The following is a 19033-nucleotide window of genomic DNA, read 5'->3' on the forward strand; positions in this document are numbered from 1 at the left end:
CTGCACTAGCGGCCGATCCAGGCGGTGATGCCAGCCACGCTGCGGAAGTCGTCGACCGCGCGGACGTCCAGCGCAGGATAGGCCGCCCTCACCATGTCGGCGAGCGCGGTACCGGGACCGAGTTCGAGCACACGGTCGACACCGCGCTCCACCAGCGCCTCCAGCGTGGCCGCCCAGTCGATCGTGGTATCGACCTGTCCCGCGAGACCGGGAATGCCCCCCGCCCCGCTCACGACCGACGCATCGGCCGCACCGATCAGCGTCCGCCCCCGGGCGGGCCGCGTGGCATCGGACGCGTCGAGCGCAGCGCGGAACGGTGCGACCGCCGCCGACAGCCGCGGCGTATGCGAGGCGACGTGGACCGCGATCGGTCGCGCCGCCACCGCCCCGACGTCCAGCGCCGCACCGCAACACCGCGCGACCTGCTCGCGCGCGCCACCGATCACGAAGAGGTCACCCGGATTGACGATCGCGATCGCACACGCGAACTCCGCAGCGAGTGCGGCGACCCGGTCGCGCGGCACCCCGCGAACGAACCCCAGCCCGTCATCAGGTCCCCCCGCCGCATCCATCGCCTCGGCACGCACCGCCGTCAGTCGCAAGGTCCGCTCGGGCGACCAGATACCAGCCACGCCCCAGGCCGCCATCTCGCCCACGCTATACCCCGCGACGACCGCCGGCCCGATCGGTTCGAGACACGCTGCCGCAACCAGCCCGCGCGCGACGCACAGGATCTGGCTCGTCCGGTTGGCGTGCAGGTCGGCCGACCGCAGCACGGCGCCAATATCCTCCCCAAGCAACGCGCTCGCCTCGGCCAGGATCGGCGCAGAACGCGGATCGTCGGCAAAAAGGTCGAGCATCGCCCGATCCTGCCGACCCTGTCCCGAGCAGAGCAGAGCGAGAGTCACGCCCCACTAGCTTCGACGAATAGTGCCATTGCAAGCAGGTCGGCACACCCGCCAGGACTCAGCCGCCGTGCCGTGAAGGCCGCGTGCATCGCCACCGCCCGCGCGCGCCAGTCGGGGGTCGCGATGCTGCCATAGGCAAGGAACGCGCGGGCATGGGACTGCGCGAACGCCAGCCCTTCCGTGCCACCCCGATACAGCAGGTTGGTGTCCTCCACCCCGACGATCAGCGTCATCAGCGCATGGACACGGCGAGCCTCGTCCTCGGCCGTCACCAGTCGCGCTTCGGCGAGAGCGGGCAACGCGATATCGTACAAGGACGGAAACCCGGTTGCCGCCTCGGCGCGCGCGCCGCCGGTGGCATGACGGCGCGCGACGGTGCTGCCGTGGCTGTGCAGCGCCACCGGCCCGCGGCAAATCTCGGCACCCCAGCGGTGCGCGACGATGTCGCCCAACGTGCCGGAAGCGCGGTACGCGGCGCGAAACCCGGCGGCGGCGCAGAGCAATCCCATCCCGAAGATCGCGCCGCGATGCGTGTTGACGCCACCGGTCGCCGCCATCATCGCGACCTCCGCCTCGATCCCGATCGCGCGGAGGCGGTCCATGCCTGCGCCGGCCGCGCCCGCTTCGGCGAGCCTTGCGAAGAACGGTTCGAGCGCGTCGGCGCTGCGGTCCATCATCGCGGCATCCATGTCGTCGTGCGCACCGGTATCGACCGGGCTGACCAGGCCGGGCTTGGGATAGGTCGCGATTTCCAGCTTGAGGCAGTCGGTGGCGATTCGGGCGATGCCCCGATCGTGACGGGCGCAGTCGATCGCTGTCGCCGGGCGGGCAAGCGCGGTCATGCGAACATCTCGGCGCGCGCGACCATCCGGTTGCCGTCCGCCGCCTTCGCCAGCATTTCGGGCGCATCCGCGGTATATTCGCGCCACTGAACCGCGAGCCCCGTCGGCGTCACGATCTCCCCGTCCAGCCGCATCGGCGCCTCCGCGTCGATCCGCACCAAGGCCGCAACGCGCCGCGCCGCGTCGTCGGCGGTCGAGACCTGCCATACGAGATCCAGATCGGAGGTTTCCGACAGATACGGCAGGCCGGTCAGATGCGCCCAGGCCAAACTTCCGAAACACCGCGTCTCGGGATCGAGCGCGACCAGAGCCGCGATCGTTGCCTGCCACGCCACCGGCGCGTCCCGCGCCGCGTCCGCGAGCAAGGGCGGCGGCGCGTCCGACAGGATCGCGCCCGGTGGTACGGCGACCGCGAGACGCTGCTTACCGAGCGAGGGCGGCAGCGGCAGGCCGAGCGGCACGAGCTCCTCGGTATCATCGCATACCGGGCGACGCGCGATCAGCGGATGCCCCTTTGCGACCCAGTCTACGACGACCGGGATCGCCTGAAGCGCGGGATAGGCGGCTAGCGTCTCGCCCCAGCGCGCCGGATCGAGATAGACCAGGCGGTGACGCTCGAACCGCATTACGCCTGCGCCGCCGCCGCGACTTCGCCCGCGATCCGCGCGGATTTTGGTCGTCCGCCTCGCTTCTCGCCCAGCGCGGCGCGATCGTCACCGTCGCGCGGACGTGCCAGCAACGCCTGCAACTGGTCGGCGAGACTCTCGTCCGCATTCCAGACCGCCGCGATCCCGCCGACGCTGACGAGGTTGTCGAGGCCCGGCGCGAAGACCGGCGTGGTCTTCGCCTTCGCTTCCAGCACATCGATCGGCAGTTTCGTCACGCGCGCCATCGAGGCGAGGTCCATCACCTCGGGATGCGCGCCGGGCAGTGCGACCAGAGTCCCGCAGGCGAGCGCGGTGGCGATGAACGCGCCTGCCGCGCTACCGCCATAGAGCAGCCCGATCGTGCGGTGGCCACGCGCTTCCGCCACCAGCAGCGACTTGGCGAGGTGCGCGAGATATTCGCTGAGCCCGAGCAGTTCGTCGCGGCGGCTCATCCGCTGGCTGGCGCTGTCGACGAGGAACAGGATCGGCGTGGCGTCGTCGCTGCGCGCGATCTCCAGCACCGCGCCGGACAGCCGGATCGCCTGGTCGATCCCGATCGGTGCGCGCGCGGTCGCGCCGACGACGTGGACGACAGTGCCACCGGGCAATGTTCCCTGCCCGAACAGCAGGTCGCCTTCCGCAGATACCGAATGGCCGGACGGAAACAGCGAGGCGAGGATCTCAACGGGCGTCATCGGCGCTCTCCCGATACTGGGCGGCAAGGGTGGCGAAGGCGGTGGCGGGCATGTCGGGGACCGCCTTCGGATCGTCGATCCCCAGCGCCTGCCAGATATCGGTGGCGTCGGCGGCATCCCCGAACCGCGCGATCCGCCGTTCGAGCCGCGCCTGTTCGGCCGCCAAAGTATCCAGATCGAGACCGGGCCGCTCCCCGCTCCCGTTCGTGCTGGGCGCAGTCGAAGCGCCGTCGATCGAGCCCCCCCCGTTCGTGCTGAGCGAAGTCGAAGCACCGCCGATCGAGCCCCCCCCGTTCGTGCTGAGCGAAGTCGAAGCACCGTCGATCGAGCCCCCCCCGTTCGTGCTGAGCGAAGTCGAAGCACCGTCGATCGAGCCAAGCCCTTCGACTTCGCTCAGGGCGAACGAGTGGGGATAGGCGCTCCGAACGGACAGCGGTCGAGCAGACTGCGCCAACGCCGCACGCGCCGCGTCGCGGAACGCCGCGGCGTCGTCATCCACGAACACGTCCGCGCCGCCGATCAGCGTGCGATGCTTGCCGCCCATCGTCCGCCACACCAGCGCGCGGTCACGCGAGTCGAACTCCTCGACACCCATATTCGTCTCGATCACCTCGGGACCGGTCACGCTGATGCGGCCCTGTTCGGACACGATCAATGTCGAGCAGCACCCTGCGATCAAGCCGCCGCCGCCGTAACAGCCGGCGCGCCCGCCGATCAGACCGACCACCCGCACGCCCGCGATCCGCGCCTCGACGACCGCGCGCATGATCTCGGCGATCGCAATCTCGCCGGCGTTGGCCTCCTGCAAGCGCACGCCGCCGGTGTCGAACGCGATCACCACGTCGCGCCCGAGCGCCTTTGCCGCACGCAACAGTCCGGTCAGCTTGGCGCCGTGGACCTCGCCGAACGCGCCGCCCATGAAGCGGCCCTCCTGCGCGGCGACCAGGATCGGCGTGCCGTCGAGCGTCGCGCTGCCGACGACGATCCCGTCGTCGAACTGCGCGGGCAGGTCGAAGATGCCGAGATGCGGACTGGTTTCGCGCCGCTCCGGGCCGACGAACTCGGCGAAGCTTCCGCTGTCGACGAGCGCCGCGATCCGCTCGCGCGCACCCGCCTCGTACCAGCTCTGGCGGATATCACTCATGCCTCGGGCTCCTCGATCATGCGAACGCCCTGCGCGAGCCGCAGCGACACCGTATCGGGCCGAGCGCCGCCGTCGTTGATCGCGATCCGCAGTCCGCCGGCCGCACGCCTGCCGACGAAATCGGCGACCACCGCGTCCCACAGATCGCGAAACCCGTGCGCCGCGGTGCTGATCTCGATCGCGCAGCGATCGGGCGTATCGCTCCGCTCGACCAGCACCTCCAGATTGCCCGACGCGACGACGCCGACCAGCGCCATCGCCCGCGTCCCGCCCGCCGGGGTCGGCGCGGCGATATCGAAGTGGAGAATTTCCATGTGCGCGTCTCCTACCAGTTCCGGAACCGGCTCGGCGGCCGGTAGAGCCCGCCCGAGGCGAGCATGAGGTCCTTGATCGATCGCGCGGCGAGCATGTTCCGGTTCGCGTCGAGCGGATCGATGCCGAGGTCCTCGGGCCGCTGGATGATTTTCCGCTCGCGCAGGCGCTCGACCATCGCCTTGTCGCGCCCCCGGCCGATCTCCGTGAAGCCCGCCACGCCTCGGATCGCCTGCTCGCGCTCGTCGGCGGTACGGCACAGCAGCAGGTTGGCGATGCCCTCCTCGGTGACGATGTGCGTGGTGTCGTCGGCATAGACCATGATCGGCGCCAGATCGAGATTGAGCTTCTCGGCGAGTTCAAGCGCGCCCAGCTTCTCGACGAACAGCGGCGCGTTGCCCTCGCCGAATGTCTCGCCGATCTGCACCACCAATTTCCGCCCCCGCCTCAAAGGCGCCGCCGTGTCCGGGTCAGCCTCCGCCCCCGCCTGCAACCACGGTGCGCTGGGATGCCGCCGACCGCGCGCGTCCGATCCCATGTTGGGCGCGCCGCCAAAGCCGGCGATCCGGTTCGCGGTGATCGTCGAGCTATGCCCCGCGAGGTCGATCTGCAGCGTCGAGCCGATGAACATGTCGCACGCATACAGCCCCGCGGTCTGGCTGAAGGCGCGGTTCGAGCGGAGCGATCCGTCGGGGCCGGTGAAGAAGATGTCCGGCCGCGCGGCGAGGTAATCCTCCATGCCGACCTCGGAGCCGAAGCAATGCACCTGCTCGACCCAGCCCGCCTCGATCGCGGGGATCAGCGTCGGATGCGGGTTGAGCGCCCAGTGCGTGCAGATCTTGCCCTTCAGCCCGAGCTTCTCGCCGTACGTCGGCAGCAGCAACTCGATCGCCGCGGTATTGAAGCCGATCCCGTGGTTCAGCCGGCGCACGCCGTACGGCTGGTACAGGCCCTTGATCGCCAGCATCGCGGTCAGGATCTGCGTCTCGGTCATCGCCGCGGGATCGCGCGTGAACAGCGGCTCGACATAGAAGGGCTTGCCCGCGTCGAGCACGAAATGGACCTGGTCGCCGGGGATGTCGACGCGCGGCAGCGTATCGACGATCTCGCCGACCTGCGCGATTACCAGCCCGCTGCCGAAGCTCGTCGCCTCGACCACCGTCGGCGTGTCCTCGGTATTCGGCCCAGTGTAGAGGTTGCCGTGGCGGTCTGCGCTGACCGCGGCGATCAGCGCGACCTGTGGCGTCAGGTCGACGAAATAGCGCGCGAACAGCTCGAGATAGGTGTGGATCGCGCCCAGCTCGATCTTCCCGCCGAACAGCATCTTCGCGATCCGCGCGGACTGCGGCCCCGAATAGGAGAAGTCGAGCCGCTTCGCGATGCCGCTGTCGAACACGTCGAGATGCTCGGGCAGCACGACGCCCGACTGGACCATGTGCAAATCGTGGATCCGCGCCGGATCCATCGCCGCCAGCCCCTTGGCGAGCACGTCCGCCTGTTTCTGGTTGTCGCCCTCCAGGCAGACCCGGTCGCCGGCCCGGAGCACCGCCTCGAGGAAGTCGACCAGCGTTTCGGGATGGACAAGCTTGCCGGTGGCGAAGCCCGCCCCGGCCGCGATCCGCTCCTCGCGCAAAGCCTTCCGCGTATTCCACTGCCGCACGCATCGCCTCCTGACGCTCATTCTGAGTTCTTTGTATTCTCTATTGCTCCAAACGCAACCCTGTGCATACTTAAGGGCGTATAAGACGATAGATCGAATACAGTGAGAGGATATGCTATGAGCCAGTCCCTGCCCGCCCCGGTCCCATTTGCGGGATGCGGCGCATGATCGCCGGAGTCGCGCTGCTCGCGATCTGCACGTTGATCGGGCAGTTGCTCGGCGAAGGCCTCGGCGCGCTGCTTGGCGTGAAGGCCAATGTCGGCGGAGTCGGCATCGCGATGATCCTGCTGATCGCCGCGCGGATGTGGCTCAAGTCGCGCGGCCGTTACGTCGAGGGCGTCTCGCGCGGGATCGGCTTCTGGGGTGCGCTGTATATCCCGATCGTCGTCGCGATGGCGGCGCAGCAGGACGTCGTCGCCGCGGTCGAGGGCGGGCCCGTCGTGTTGATCGCCGGCGTCGGCGCGCTGCTGGTGTGCTTCAGTGCCGTCGCGCTGATCAGCCGCCTGTCCGGCACACCCGAGACGATGGACGAGATCGAGGCGCGCGAAGCCCGCGAGGCTGAGATCGCCGGTGCCGCCGCGTCCCCCGCCCCCTTCCCCACCACGCCGCGCTGAGGGTCAGACCATGGAAATGATCACAAAGGTCCTCACCGCCAACGCACTGCTTACCGCGTTCGCGGTCGTCGGCATCGTCATGTGGCTGTCGAACATGCTGTCCGCCAAGCTGACGATGGGCCGCGTCCACGGCTCGGCGATCGCGATCCTGATCGGTCTCGCACTCGCCTTCTGGGGCGGCATCGCGACCGGCGGGCACAAGGGGCTGGCCGATTTGCCGATGCTCGCCGGAATCGGCCTGATGGGCGGGGCGATGCTGCGTGATTTCGCGATCGTCGCCACCGCCTGCGAGGTCGATGTCGAACAGGCGAAGAAGGCCGGGCTGATCGGCATCGTCGCGCTGCTGCTCGGCACGGTGCTGCCGTTCATCGTCGGCGCACTGGTGGCGGCGTCGTTCGGCTATACCGACGCCATCTCGATGACGACGATCGGCGCGGGCGCGGTCACCTATATCGTCGGCCCGGTCACGGGTGCTGCGATCGGCGCGAGTTCGCCGGTGATCGCGCTGTCGATCGCGACAGGCGTGTTCAAGGCAGTGATGGTGATGGTCGGCACGCCGCTGGTGGCCGGACTGATCGGCCTGAACAACCCGCGCAGCGCGATGGTGTTCGGCGGGCTGATGGGCACGGTCAGCGGCGTGTCGGGCGGGCTTGCCGCGACCGATCGCCGGCTCGTCCCCTATGGTGCCTTGACCGCGACCTTCCATACCGGCCTAGGCTGCCTGGTGGCGCCGTCGATCCTGTACCTGATCGTCCGCGCGATCGTGGGGGGCTGAGCGCAGGTGAGCGGCATCGACATCGAAGACACCGGGCTGCTGTCCGACCGGATCCGCAACGCGCTGACCGACGCGATCTCGTCGGGCGAGCTGGCACCCGGCACGATGCTCGACGAACAGCAGCTGGCCGACCGCTACGGCGCCTCGCGCACCCCGGTCCGCGAGGCGCTGCGGCAACTGGCGACCAGCGGCATGGTCGAGGTCCGCCCGCGCCGCGGCGTCATCGTCCGCCACGTCACCGCCGAGGAGGTGATGGACATGTTCGAGACGATGGCGGAGATCGAGGCGGTCTGCGTCCGCCTCGCCACCTACCGCATCACGCCGCTCGAACGCAGCCGCCTGCTCCGCATCCACGAGGCGAGCGAGGCCGCGGTCGAGGCGGGCGACGTCGACGCCTATGACGCGCTCAACCGCGAGTTCCACGAGGCGATCTACCGCGCCGCACACAATGACTTCCTCGCCGGCCAGGCGATCGCGGTCCGCACGCGCCTGAATGCGTTCCGCCGCATGCAACTCCGCCAGGACCAGCGCCTAGCCAGTTCGCGCGCGGAGCATGACGCGGTGATGCGCGCGATCGCCGAGGGCGACGGCGACACCGCCGCCCGCCGCATGCGCGCGCACATGCTCAACGCCGCCAGCGCGCTAGACAGCTACATCGCGCACCAGGACGCCGCGCACGCTTTGCCACTGAAGTAACTCCCGCGATCAGGGCGCCGCAGTCAGCGTCACCAGCACGATATCGTTGCTCTGCATCGGCAGGTCGAGCACGAACCGACCTGCGGCATCCGCGCTCACCATGCGATCCGCCACCGGCACGTCGCGCGTCATGTCCTGCAACTTCGCAAGCTGCGTGGGCGCGAGCGTCTTGGGCAGCCCCATGTCGATATACGCGGAATAGGCGTCGTTGTGGCGATAGCCGGTCCGGAACACGCGCAGGTGATAGCGCCCCGCCTTCAGGCTACGAAACGCGATATGCGCGGGCGGCGCCGGGGTCGATGGCACCAGCTTGGTATAGAAGGGCCGGTTGCTGACCGCCTGTTTCGGCTGTTGCCAGTCCCAGAGCAGCATCCTGGTATCGGTGCCGTCGGTGGTTGCCATGACCTGCCGATCCGCAACCGGGATGACCCGTCCGTTCAGCGCGTTCAGATATTTATACGCGAAGAACGCCGGTTTGCGGATGCCCTGCGGATTGAGCAGTCCGAAGCCCCCTTCGAACGGCGCGGTCGGCGGGCCGGGCTCCTCGAACAGGTCGGTATAGGTCCAATAGCTCATGCCCTGAACGTCGCCCTCGACGCCCTTCAGCCGCGACAGGATATAGGGCGCACTGATATAGGAATCATGGACCGGGTCGCGCGGCGTGTAGCTCGAACTCCACTCGGTGAAATACAGCGGCAGGTTCGGGAACGCCGACGCCGCGATCTGCGCCCGCACCGCCTTCACGTCGTTGATGACCGAGTCGGGATTGGCGGACAATTTCGTGTCGCTCTGCCCCTTCTCGTCGAGAAAGCCGCCATCGACGCCATAGCTGTGCGTCGCCACGAAATCGACCGGCGTACGGCGCTCCGCGGCATAGCGCAGGAACTCCGGAACCCAGGCCGCACCCGCCGTCGCCGGCCCGCCGACCTGGAGGTTGCCGTCGATCGCCTTGATCGTCCGCGCGGTCAGGTCGTAGAGTTCGAAATACGCCTTCTGGTCCGCGCCCTCCCAGAAACCGGCGAGGTTCGGCTCGTTCCAGACCTCGAAATACCAGTGGCGCACCTCCGCCGCGCCATAGCGCGCCTCGAGGTGGCGGACGAACGCATCGATCAGGTGGCGCCAGGCCTCGGGCCGCGGATGCGAGCTGTTGCCTTTCCAATAGAAGATCGTCTGCTTGGACGTCGCCATCGCCTCGGGCGAGAAGCCCAGCTCGACGAACGGCCGGATGTTCCGGCTCAGCAGGTCGTCGTACAGCGCATCGATCTTGGTCCAGTCATAGACCGTCTTGCCATCGTCGATCTTCACCGTCCCCAGCACGTCGTGGAAGATCCCGTGAAAGCGGAGGTAGCGAAAGCCGAGTTCGTCGACCGTGGTCTTCAACTGCGCCTGCGAATCCGCGCGCATCAGCGTTCCGGGATAATCCGATCCCACCGACATCTTGTAGAACGGATCCAGCGGGCGGTCCGCCGTCGCGACATCGACCGATATCTGGCGCGGCGCAGTTTGCGCCCCCGCTCCGGCCGCTGCGAGCACGCCAGCGCCCAGGACGCCCGCATAGAGCGCCAGCCGTTTTGGAAACCACAGCCGGCTTCGGTCCAAATGTCGCATAGCTCTCCCGTTCACGATAATATTGGGGGCCGAAGTCCCGATCGTCGTGACGGTACAGGCTTTCACATGACGGCGTAAGCTTTCACCAACGCAAGGGTTGCTCGTGTTCCTCCGGGCAATGCGAGAAGGTTCCTTTTGAAAACCTGCATTTGGCCGGTACTTCGCGGTCGGTTAACCCCCATCATATTGATCGAAATCGACACGTTTTCCAGGACATATCCGCCAATCCGCATCGTTCTCCATCGCCAGCACATGGCATGCGGAGAGAACATAATGGCCGTTAAATTTGCAGGAACGATGAACGCCATCAATCGCGGTCTAGACGCGACCAAGCCCACCAAGGGCGCCGACATGGTGGAAGACTGGGAGGCCGCCCTGGCCGAGATCGACACGCCGGGCGCCAAGGGCATCCTTCGCGATCTGGCATCGTTGCGCAAGCAACTCGAAAAGGGCGAGCCGGATGCCGACCGGGTCCATGCTCTGTTGCACCGGCTGGGCACGGCGACGACGAAGATCGCCGAGAAATCCGACAAGGCGCAGGACAAGCTGAAGGCGCTCGGCGAAGCGCTGACCGAGGCGGGCGAGGACTCGCCGGACGAGGAAGAGGACGTTGCCGCCGCCGCCAGCCCGAAGCGCGCGCGCAAGAAGAGCTGAATGTACGAGCGGGTCGATATCATGTCGGCCCGTTCGCTCCCGATCCGCCCACGCCGGATAACCGGGACTATGCCTCGCTGATCGGCGCCACGATCGTCACGCGCAATCCCGGTCGATTGTCGCTCTCCTCGATCGTCCCCGCCAGCCTCGCGACCAACGAGACCAGCATCCGCGATCCGAAACCACTGCTCCGCCCCGACTTCCCGCCCCCTCGATCCGAAACGATCAGGCTGAACCGGGTCCGTTGCTGTTCGAGCGCGATCGTGATCGGCCCCGCGCCGCCGGCATAGGCATATTTATTCGCGTTGATGACCAGTTCTGTCAAAATCAGGCCGATATGCACGGCACGGTCGGTCCGCATCAGCACGGGCGCAAGGTCGAGCTGGATCTGCTCGCCCCAGGCCGGGTCCATCGTCGATTTTATCTCCGTGCACAGGTCGCCGATATAGCGCGCCAGGTCGATCGCCTGCAGGTGCTCGTCGGAATGCAGGCGCCGATGCACCATCGCGACCGCCGACAGACGACGCTGTGCCTCGGCCAGATGCTCGGTCACCACGGCGTTGCCGACCTCTCGACCTTGCATGCCGAGGAACGCGGACACCAGTTGCAGGCTGTTCTGAACCCGGTGGTGAACCTCCTTGATGAGATAATCCTTCTGCATCAGCAGGCTCTCGTTGTCGGCGATCGTCGCGGTCAGTTCGTGGTTCACCTCGGACAGCCGGCGATGCTGGCGGGCGTCGAACAAAGTCCGTGCCAGGCGACCCGCCGCCTCGACCTCATGCACCGTCCACGCCACCGATCGGCCGCGGACCGCCTCGCTCCAACTCTCGAACGATGCACGCGGCGACAACGGACGGTGCGGATCGAGCGGGACGTGCTTGTGCGGATTGCCGGCCCAGTTGACGACCTCGACCTGCTCGGCCCGCAACCAGACAAGAATCGTCGGCTCGTCGGTCGGCATCGTCACCGCGAGGACGCCGCTGGCCAGGCCTTGGCACGCTGCGGCCCCGGCCAGATGGTCGGACAGGCGATCGGTCGAGAACGGCAGCGTTCGGGTCAGGTCGGCGACATGGGCGGCGATCATGCGGATGTCCTCGTGACCCGGCGCGCGCCCGGCGACGAAGAGTTCGCCACCACGAACCGCGGCAAAGCCGTCCGCCCCCAGCATCCGGCGGACATCGTCGCCCACGGTCGCAAAAAACGGCGAGAGCGCGGTGTCGGACCCGAGGCGAAGGATAACGGCATCTTCGGCGGTACGCAGGCGAATGCGCTCGCGGTAGAGTTCGGCATCCTCCTTCGCCCGGATCTGTCGCGCCAGGCTGCCGGCCAGCGCGCGACACGCCATCCGGAGATGCAACGGCAGGCGTTTCGGCGTCGCGTTATGACAGGCAATCAGGCCCCATAGTGCACCGTCCCGGACGATCGATACCGACGCCGATGCCGCAACGCCCATGTTGGCGAGGTATTCGAGATGCACGGGCGACACGCTACGCAAGGCGAGATCGCTCATGTCGAGCGGCGGTCCACCTGCCGGGCGCAGCGGCGCCGGCGCATAGGCGATATCGGGAATCACCCGAACACGGTTGCGAACGTACAGCGCCCGGGCCTGGCGCGGGATATCCGATGCCGGGAAATGCTGGTTGAGAAACGTCCGCTGCGCCGGATCGCGGTCCTCGGCGACGACCACCCCGGCATCGTCGTCGAGAAACCGGTACACCATGACCCGGTCAAACCCGGTCAGGCGGCGAAACGTCTCCGCCGCCCGCTCGCACAGGTCGTGCAGCCCGAACGCCTGCTCGAACGCCGCCGCGGCCTCTTCCATCGCCGAAAGCATCTCGATCGCCGACGGCATCGTCGCAGGCGCCGGCTCCAGTTCGACGATGATCGAGCCAGCCGATCGATGCGCGATCGCGTCGAATACCGTGTCGATGCCGTCCACCCTCGCCAGCGCGATCGTCGCCTGTCCCGGCCGGGCCTCGATCTGCGTGGCAACCGACTGGCCGAGCATGTCGTCCAGATGCGCGCCGAGCCAGCGCGGCGACAGCGACGCTTCGATGTCGCCCGCGCCCGCGCCGATCGTCAGCGTGGCGGCGTCGGCGATCAGGATCATGCCGTGCGGCTGGATCGATCCGGGCAGTTGGATCGCCTCGCGTTCGCACGACAGGATATCGGGAGGCCGGGGCGCATCGCGAACCGCTCCGTCGGGCACGGGGCCGGGCATTGCGGATCCAATCCAGCCAGAGGCGTCGACGCGCAAACCACATCGTTACGCAAGCGATACAGCAGGCACCCCGCCGCCAGAGTCAACGACATGGATCAAGCCGTTTCGGCCGTTCCGTTTCGGGACGCAGCGGCGGGGCGCGGATACTTGCCCCCCCCCCGATCGGAATGGCTCGCAACGAGGCGTGTTTCCCCGAACGATCGCCGCCGATGTCAACGCGCGCGCCAGCGAGTGAGGGTTCAAAACGGCAGCTTTGCCCGGTCGGGTTCGACCCACGTCTTGCGGGCCTGCGCACCGAACAGCGTCTCGCGGCGCCAATATTTCAGCAGCCAGTCGCGATTGCCCAGGTCGGACGCCATGAGCCTGCCAAGCGCATCGCAAAGTGGTGTTCCCGGTTCCAGACGACGCAGCAGATCGGCAACCGCCCGCATCGAGGCAAGCGTGATGCTATGGTGATAGCCGCTCGTGTCGGTGTTGGCGGTACCCGTGGCATCGTTATAGCGCATGATCAGCCGCCTGATCTCGTCCGGCGCGGTCAGGTCTTCACGGTGCCGGCACAACCAAAGCGCCGCGGCAAAATGCCCCTCGTGAGTCCACTCGCTTTTCGGCAGGCTCGTATCGATCATCCGCAGCGCGAGATGTTCGATGGCGGCATCGGTTCGAAAGAGCATGTCCGTCGTCCTTGGATCATCATCATCGGCACGCGTGTCGTCGCGCAGGGCCGTGACGCTGCCGTAACCTTGTACCGCTTTGGATATACGCAGCCAGGGTTTAGACGTGGGGCATGGACGAATTGACGCTCAGCGTGGTCGGCATCGACTTCCCCAACGCGGACCGCAGCAAGAGCAACCGCCGCATGGAGTTGTTGCTCTGCGCCCCCGGCGAGCCGGTCGAGCTGCGCCGCGAGCCGAAGAACCCGCATGACGCCAACGCCGTCGCGGTGTTCAGCCTGCGCGGCGTCCAGATGGGCTACCTCTCCGCCGAGCGCGCGCCGCTGATCGGCCGGCGCATGCAGCAGGAGGACCATGCCGCCGTGTTCCAGGCGCTGGTCGGCAGCATGGGCTATGTCCGCATCCGCTTCGGCGGCGGCGCGCCGACATTGCCGGATCTGGCGGAGGGGGAATTGGCAGCCCGGTCGCGCGGTCACGCCGCCCCCTTCGATCCGGACGCGTTCTACCCCGATCCCGAAGGCCCGGAATGGGGCGCATGAACGCCTGATCCTCCCCCGCCAGGGGGAGGTGGCTGGCACTTGCCAGACGGAGGGGGCGGACACGCAACAGAGATCGTCGCCCCCTCCCCCTCCGTCGCTACGCGCCACCTCCCCCTAGCGGGTGAGGATTTCAACGTGCCTAAATGCCCTGCGCAGTCACTGCTCGCCCGGTCGCTTCCAGATCGCGCGTCAGGTCTGCGAGGCAGCGATCGACCAGCGCCTCGTCCGAACTCCGCACCACGAAGTTCGCGCCAGTCCTGCCGTCGCGAAAGAACGGATAACTGCCGATCGCGACGCCTTCGTGGGTCTTTTCGGCATCGCGCAACAGGTCGGCGACCTCGCTCTCCGCGACCCAGCAGCCGATCGTCTTCGACACCACCGGGCGCCCGCCCTCGAGCGTCCCGGTCAGCGCATCGAGCATCCCTGCCGTGATATGCGGCACGCCCGCCATGATGAAGATGTTGCCGATCCGGATCCCCGGCGCGCCCGACACCTTGTTGTCGATCAGGTCCGCCCCGGCCGGCACCCGCGCCATCCGCGCCCGCGCCTCGGTAAGACCACCGCGCGTCGCATAATAGGCCTCCAGCACGGCCATCGCGCGCGGATGATGCTCGACCGCGACGCCCAGCGCCTCGGCGATCGCGTCCACCGTGATGTCGTCGTGAGTCGGCCCGATCCCGCCGGTCGTGAACAGATAGTCGTTGCGGGCGCGCAGGATGTTGACCGCCTCGACGATCGCCTCGGTCTTGTCGGCGACGACGCGGACTTCGGCGAGGCGGATGCCCTGCACGTTGAGCCACGCCGCGATCTGCGCGACGTTCTTGTCCTGCGTGCGGCCCGACAGGATCTCGTCGCCGATGATCGTCAGCGCGGCCGTCCAGATGCGTTCCTCTACCATGCCCCTCGCATAGCCTCGCAAAAGCGCGCCCGCCACGCTATATCGCGCGTCATGACCGAATATGTAACCGTCACATCGGACCAGCCCGACGCGCGCACCGGCGCCATCAAGCTCCACGGCCCCGCCGCGTTCGAAGGCATGATGAAGGCGGGCAGGCTCGCCGCCGAGACGCTCGACATGATCGTGCCGCACATGGTGCCGGGCGTGACCACCGCCGAAATCGACCGGCTGATCTACGACTTCATCGTCGCCGGCGGCGGCGTCCCCGCGACGCTCGGCTATCGCGGCTATACGCACAGCGTCTGCATCTCGATCAACCATGTCGTCTGCCACGGCATCCCGAGCGAGAAGACGCTGAAATCGGGCGATATCGTCAATGTCGACGTGACGCCTTTGTTGGACGGCTGGCACGGTGATACGAGCCGGATGTACCTGATCGGCGACGTGCCCATCAAGGCGCGCCGCCTCGTCGAAGTCACCTATGAATGCCTGATGATCGGCATCGAGCAGGCCAAGCCCGGCAACCGCATGGGCGACGTCGCCAACGCGATCCAGCGCCACGCCGAGAAGCACCGCTACGGCGTGGTCCGCGATTTCTGCGGGCACGGCGTCGGCCGGCTGTTCCACGACGCCCCCGAGGTCGTCCATGTCGGTAAGCCCGGCACCGGCCCCGAGCTTCGCCCCGGCATGATCTTCACGATCGAGCCGATGATCAACATCGGTCGGCCGGACGTGAAACTGCTCGACGATGGTTGGACGGCGGTCACGCGCGATCGCTCGCTGTCCGCGCAGTTCGAGCATTCGATCGGGATTACGGAAACGGGGTGCGACATCTTCACGCTCAGCCCCAAGGGGTACACGCAGCCGCCTTATGCCTGAGGTCTAACTACTGGCGCGGATCGACACTCATCGCGCTGAACCGGGGCATTGCCAAACCCACCCGTCACCCCGGACTTGTTCCGGGGTCCACGGTTCCGCAATTTCAATTCCTTCGCTCGTGCGGAACGGTGGATGCCGGAACCAGTCCGGCATGACGGATGGAAAGTTCTATTCGCCAGGCTTAACCTCGACACTGGTCTACTCTAGCTCACTTCGTCGAAGGAGTTACGCCGTCATGGCTGGTGATACCCCCGAGGTCGTATTCGACGATGAGAATCCCGAATGGACCGAAGCCGATTTTGCGCGGGCACGGCCGATCGCAGACTTTCCGGAACTGGCAGCGGCCTTTCCAAACGGCAGTAGACCACGCGGTAGGCCAAAGGGCTCCGTCACCTCTGGCAAGTCGCTCGTCTCCCTGCGGCTCGACAACGACGTGCTTGAACGGTTCAGGGCGAGCGGACCAGGGTGGCAGTCGCGGATCAACGAAACTCTGCGAAAGGCCAAGATACAGCACGGTCCGAACAATTAATCGCGAAGGGACACATCGCAGCAGTCGCCTACGTGACGAATGCGTCCCACCCCGCTAAAGCCCGCCCCATGACCGAGATCACACCGCAGATCGTCGCCGACCACGGCCTGTCCCCCGAAGAATATGAGCGCGTCCTGCGCGCCATCGGCCGCGAGCCGAACATGGTCGAGCTCGGCATCTTCTCGGTCATGTGGTCCGAGCATTGCAGCTACAAATCCAGCAAGATCCACCTGATGAAGCTGCCCACCAAGGGCCCCCGCGTCATCTGCGGCCCGGGCGAGAACGCCGGCGTCGTCGATATCGGCGACAACCAGGCGGCGATCTTCAAGATGGAGAGCCACAACCACCCCTCGTACATCGAGCCGTACCAGGGCGCGGCGACCGGCGTCGGCGGCATCCTGCGCGACGTCTTCACGATGGGCGCGCGGCCGATCGCCAACATGAACGCGCTGCGCTTCGGCCGGCCCGATCACCCCAAGATGCGCCACCTGATCTCGGGCGTCGTCCACGGCATCGGCGGCTACGGCAATTGCGTCGGCGTCCCGACCGTCGGCGGCGAGGTGAACTTCCACGCGGCGTATGACGGCAACATCCTGGTCAACGCGATGACCGTGGGGATCGCCGATCAGGACAAGATCTTCTATTCGGCGGCCAGCGGCATCGGCAATCCGATCGTCTATGTCGGCAGCAAGACCGGTCGCGACGGCATCCACGGCGCGACCATGGCGAGCGCGGACTTCGGCGAGGATTCGGACGCCAAGCGCCCGACCGTGCAGGTCGGCGATCCGTTCACCGAGAAGCTGCTGATCGAAGCGTGCCTCGAGTTGATGGCGACCGACGTCATCGTCGCGATCCAGGACATGGGCGCGGCGGGCCTCACCTCGTCGTCGGTCGAGATGGCGTCGAAGGGCGGCGTCGGTATCGAGCTCGTGATGGACGACGTGCCGCAGCGCGAAACCGGCATGACGCCGTACGAGATGATGCTCTCCGAATCGCAGGAGCGTATGCTCATGGTCCTTAAGCCCGGTCGCGAAGCCGAGGCCGAGGCGATCTTCAAGAAGTGGGAACTCGATTTCGCGGTGATCGGCCGCGTCACCGACACCGGCCGCATGGTGCTGACGTTCAAGGGCGAGACCGTCTGCGACATCCCGCTCGGGCCGCTCGCCGACGAAGCGCCGCTGTACGATCGCCCGCACGTGCCGACTCCGAAGCCTGCGCCGCTCGAAAACGCGCCGCACAGCAACGATATCGCCGCCGACCTGCTCACGTTGATGGGCTCGCCCGACATCGCCTCGCGCCGCTGGATCTGGGAGCAATACGACCACATGGTCGGCGCCGACACGGTGCAGCGCCCCGGTGGCGACGCCGCGGTCGTCCGTGTCCACGGCACGCAGAAGGCGCTGGCGATGACCACCGACTGCACGCCACGCTATTGTTTCGCCGATCCTGTCGAGGGCGGCAAGCAGGCGGTCGCCGAAGCCTGGCGCAACCTGACCGCGGTCGGCGCGCTACCGCTCGCGGTGACCAACTGCCTCAACTTCGCCAATCCGCAGCGCCCCGAGATCATGGGCCAGATCGTCGGCTGCCTCGAAGGCATGAGCGACGCCTGCATCGCGCTCGACTTCCCGATCGTGTCGGGCAACGTCTCGCTCTACAACGAGTCGAAGGCGACCGGCGGTGGTTCCGCGATCCTGCCGACGCCGGCGATCGGCGCGATCGGGTTGCTGGCGGACTGGCAGAAGAATGCGACGATCGCGTTTAAGGGTTCGGGCGACATCATCCTCGCGGTCGGCACGCGCGGCGGCCATCTCGGCCAGTCGCTCTGGCTGCGCGAATGCCACGGCCGCGAACAGTTCGACGCCGGCCCGCCCCCGCCGGTCGATCTCGCCGCAGAACGCCGCGTCGGCGACCTGATCCGCGAGGCGATCAGCCTCGGCCAGTTGACCGCGGTCCATGACGTGTCCGACGGCGGCATCGCGGTGACGCTCGCCGAGATGGCGCTCGCCGGCGGCATCGGCGCGATGATCGATCGGAAACAGCCCTTCGACTGCGCCCGCGCGTTCTTCGCCGAGGACCAGGGCGTCTACATCGTCACCGTCGAGGACCATGCGCTGCTCGACTTCCTCGGCGCGGCACACGCGGCCGAGGTCGAGGCCGAACCGCTGGGCCGCACCGGCGGCAAGCGCCTGATCTTCGAACGCCCCGACCGTGACGACGTCATCGCGCTGGATACGCTGCGGACGGCGCATGAGGGGTTCTTCCCGAAGCTGATGGGGGTCGACGCGGCGTTGGCCTGATGCGCGGCGGCGGCGGATGATTGACACCGCGGCCCTGACGTTGAGCACCCCCTCAAAATTTAGCAGCCACCCCAGAATCAAGCAACCACCCCGGCGAAGGCCGGGGCCCAATTGGGATAGCCAAGGCAACGAAGCGCTCCCCTTCGCCATAACCGTCCCCCAATTGGGCCCCGGCCTAAGCCGGGGTGGTCGGTTTTCTGGTCAAGTTTGGGCCAAGGAAAGTGACCCCAAACCACCTTGTGTCCCCGCGAAGGCGGGGACCCAGTCTGGGCTCCCGCCTTCGCGGGAGAACAAGGAAGTGCGCGCCGCCATTTCGTCGAACCCCGACCTGCTGGCAGATCCCGGCACCCGCCGATAATCGCCCCCGCCCCCCAACCGTCATCCCAGCGAAAGCTGGGATCTCCCCGATCGGGTCGCAACACTCGCCAACAGGCATACCCCAGC

The 19033-nt window shown here is 67.3% G+C and carries 19 protein-coding genes; 8 read left to right on the plus strand and 11 right to left on the minus strand.

Translation table 11 applies throughout. The features are described from left to right. Window positions 1-5: 5 nt before the first annotated feature. The 7 genes from NLI89_RS08160 to mdcA are packed head-to-tail and all read right to left on the minus strand — an operon-like array spanning window position 6 to window position 6208. Window positions 6-908 (minus strand): ACP S-malonyltransferase, encoded by a 903-nt coding sequence (locus tag NLI89_RS08160; protein WP_368077253.1) that lies wholly within the window; start codon window positions 906-908, stop codon window positions 6-8. Continuing rightward, entirely contained in the window at window positions 905-1750 is an 846-nt protein-coding gene (mdcB, locus tag NLI89_RS08165) for a triphosphoribosyl-dephospho-CoA synthase MdcB (RefSeq protein ID WP_254686576.1), read from the minus strand. Before mdcB ends, NLI89_RS08160 begins: the two co-directional genes overlap by 4 nt. Then, the gene (gene mdcG, locus NLI89_RS08170; protein ID WP_254686577.1) at window positions 1747-2376 is read right to left on the minus strand and encodes a malonate decarboxylase holo-[acyl-carrier-protein] synthase; all 630 of its coding nucleotides are present in this window, start codon (window positions 2374-2376) and stop codon (window positions 1747-1749) included. Before mdcG ends, mdcB begins: the two co-directional genes overlap by 4 nt. Further along, on the minus strand, window positions 2376-3092 hold the full coding sequence (gene mdcE / locus NLI89_RS08175; protein WP_254686578.1) for a biotin-independent malonate decarboxylase subunit gamma: 717 nt from the start codon (window positions 3090-3092) through the stop codon (window positions 2376-2378). Before mdcE ends, mdcG begins: the two co-directional genes overlap by 1 nt. After that, the gene (locus NLI89_RS08180; protein ID WP_254686579.1) at window positions 3079-4236 is read right to left on the minus strand and encodes a biotin-independent malonate decarboxylase subunit beta; all 1158 of its coding nucleotides are present in this window, start codon (window positions 4234-4236) and stop codon (window positions 3079-3081) included. Before NLI89_RS08180 ends, mdcE begins: the two co-directional genes overlap by 14 nt. Further along, window positions 4233-4550: a malonate decarboxylase acyl carrier protein gene (gene mdcC / locus NLI89_RS08185; RefSeq protein ID WP_254686580.1), complete on the minus strand. Its 318-nt coding sequence runs from the start codon at window positions 4548-4550 to the stop codon at window positions 4233-4235. Before mdcC ends, NLI89_RS08180 begins: the two co-directional genes overlap by 4 nt. A gap of 11 nt (window positions 4551-4561) precedes the next feature. Continuing rightward, complete coding sequence (mdcA, locus tag NLI89_RS08190) at window positions 4562-6208, minus strand: malonate decarboxylase subunit alpha (protein ID WP_254686581.1); 1647 nt, start codon at window positions 6206-6208, stop codon at window positions 4562-4564. 164 nt (window positions 6209-6372) lie between these two features. Here mdcA and madL point away from each other — a divergent pair, with 164 nt between their 5' ends. From madL to NLI89_RS08205, 3 genes are read left to right on the plus strand one after another with little or no spacing between them, the layout of a single operon-like run. Beyond that, window positions 6373-6822: a malonate transporter subunit MadL gene (madL, locus tag NLI89_RS08195; RefSeq protein ID WP_254686582.1), complete on the plus strand. Its 450-nt coding sequence runs from the start codon at window positions 6373-6375 to the stop codon at window positions 6820-6822. A 10-nt stretch (window positions 6823-6832) separates the two neighbouring features. Further along, window positions 6833-7597 (plus strand): malonate transporter subunit MadM, encoded by a 765-nt coding sequence (gene madM / locus NLI89_RS08200; protein WP_254686583.1) that lies wholly within the window; start codon window positions 6833-6835, stop codon window positions 7595-7597. A 6-nt stretch (window positions 7598-7603) separates the two neighbouring features. Beyond that, window positions 7604-8293 carry a GntR family transcriptional regulator gene (locus tag NLI89_RS08205; protein WP_254686584.1) on the plus strand — a complete coding sequence of 230 codons (690 nt, stop codon included), beginning with the start codon at window positions 7604-7606 and terminating at the stop codon, window positions 8291-8293. 9 nt (window positions 8294-8302) lie between these two features. On the opposite strand, the gene NLI89_RS08210 is transcribed toward NLI89_RS08205, so the two are convergent. Then, the gene (locus NLI89_RS08210; RefSeq protein WP_254686585.1) at window positions 8303-9901 is read right to left on the minus strand and encodes a GH39 family glycosyl hydrolase; all 1599 of its coding nucleotides are present in this window, start codon (window positions 9899-9901) and stop codon (window positions 8303-8305) included. 186 nt (window positions 9902-10087) lie between these two features. Here NLI89_RS08210 and NLI89_RS08215 point away from each other — a divergent pair, with 186 nt between their 5' ends. Further along, entirely contained in the window at window positions 10088-10555 is a 468-nt protein-coding gene (locus NLI89_RS08215; RefSeq protein ID WP_254686586.1) for a hypothetical protein, read from the plus strand. A gap of 67 nt (window positions 10556-10622) precedes the next feature. Here the strand turns inward: NLI89_RS08215 and NLI89_RS08220 are convergent, their stop codons facing one another. Then, complete coding sequence (locus NLI89_RS08220; RefSeq protein WP_254686587.1) at window positions 10623-12776, minus strand: histidine kinase dimerization/phosphoacceptor domain -containing protein; 2154 nt, start codon at window positions 12774-12776, stop codon at window positions 10623-10625. 239 nt (window positions 12777-13015) lie between these two features. Continuing rightward, window positions 13016-13447 carry a hypothetical protein gene (locus NLI89_RS08225; protein ID WP_254686588.1) on the minus strand — a complete coding sequence of 144 codons (432 nt, stop codon included), beginning with the start codon at window positions 13445-13447 and terminating at the stop codon, window positions 13016-13018. A gap of 113 nt (window positions 13448-13560) precedes the next feature. Here NLI89_RS08225 and NLI89_RS08230 point away from each other — a divergent pair, with 113 nt between their 5' ends. Further along, window positions 13561-13986, plus strand: a complete 426-nt coding sequence (locus NLI89_RS08230; RefSeq protein WP_254686589.1) for an HIRAN domain-containing protein — start codon at window positions 13561-13563, stop codon at window positions 13984-13986. A 139-nt stretch (window positions 13987-14125) separates the two neighbouring features. Here the strand turns inward: NLI89_RS08230 and NLI89_RS08235 are convergent, their stop codons facing one another. Then, on the minus strand, window positions 14126-14884 hold the full coding sequence (locus tag NLI89_RS08235; protein WP_254686590.1) for a competence/damage-inducible protein A: 759 nt from the start codon (window positions 14882-14884) through the stop codon (window positions 14126-14128). Between the two features lie 51 nt (window positions 14885-14935). Between NLI89_RS08235 and map the strand changes: the two genes are divergently transcribed. The 3 genes from map (at window position 14936) to purL (ending at window position 18589) form a co-directional block, all read left to right on the plus strand. Continuing rightward, a complete protein-coding gene (map, locus tag NLI89_RS08240) occupies window positions 14936-15763 on the plus strand; it encodes a type I methionyl aminopeptidase (RefSeq protein ID WP_254686591.1) in 828 nt (275 codons plus the stop codon). 235 nt (window positions 15764-15998) lie between these two features. Beyond that, entirely contained in the window at window positions 15999-16292 is a 294-nt protein-coding gene (locus NLI89_RS08245; protein ID WP_254686592.1) for a BrnA antitoxin family protein, read from the plus strand. A 68-nt stretch (window positions 16293-16360) separates the two neighbouring features. Beyond that, window positions 16361-18589 carry a phosphoribosylformylglycinamidine synthase subunit PurL gene (gene purL / locus NLI89_RS08250; RefSeq protein ID WP_254686593.1) on the plus strand — a complete coding sequence of 743 codons (2229 nt, stop codon included), beginning with the start codon at window positions 16361-16363 and terminating at the stop codon, window positions 18587-18589. The last annotated feature ends 444 nt before the right edge of the window (window positions 18590-19033 follow it).

Origin of the sequence: Sphingomonas faeni (genome assembly GCF_024273235.1) — a bacterium.
GTDB classification, from domain to species: domain Bacteria; phylum Pseudomonadota; class Alphaproteobacteria; order Sphingomonadales; family Sphingomonadaceae; genus Sphingomonas; species Sphingomonas faeni_A.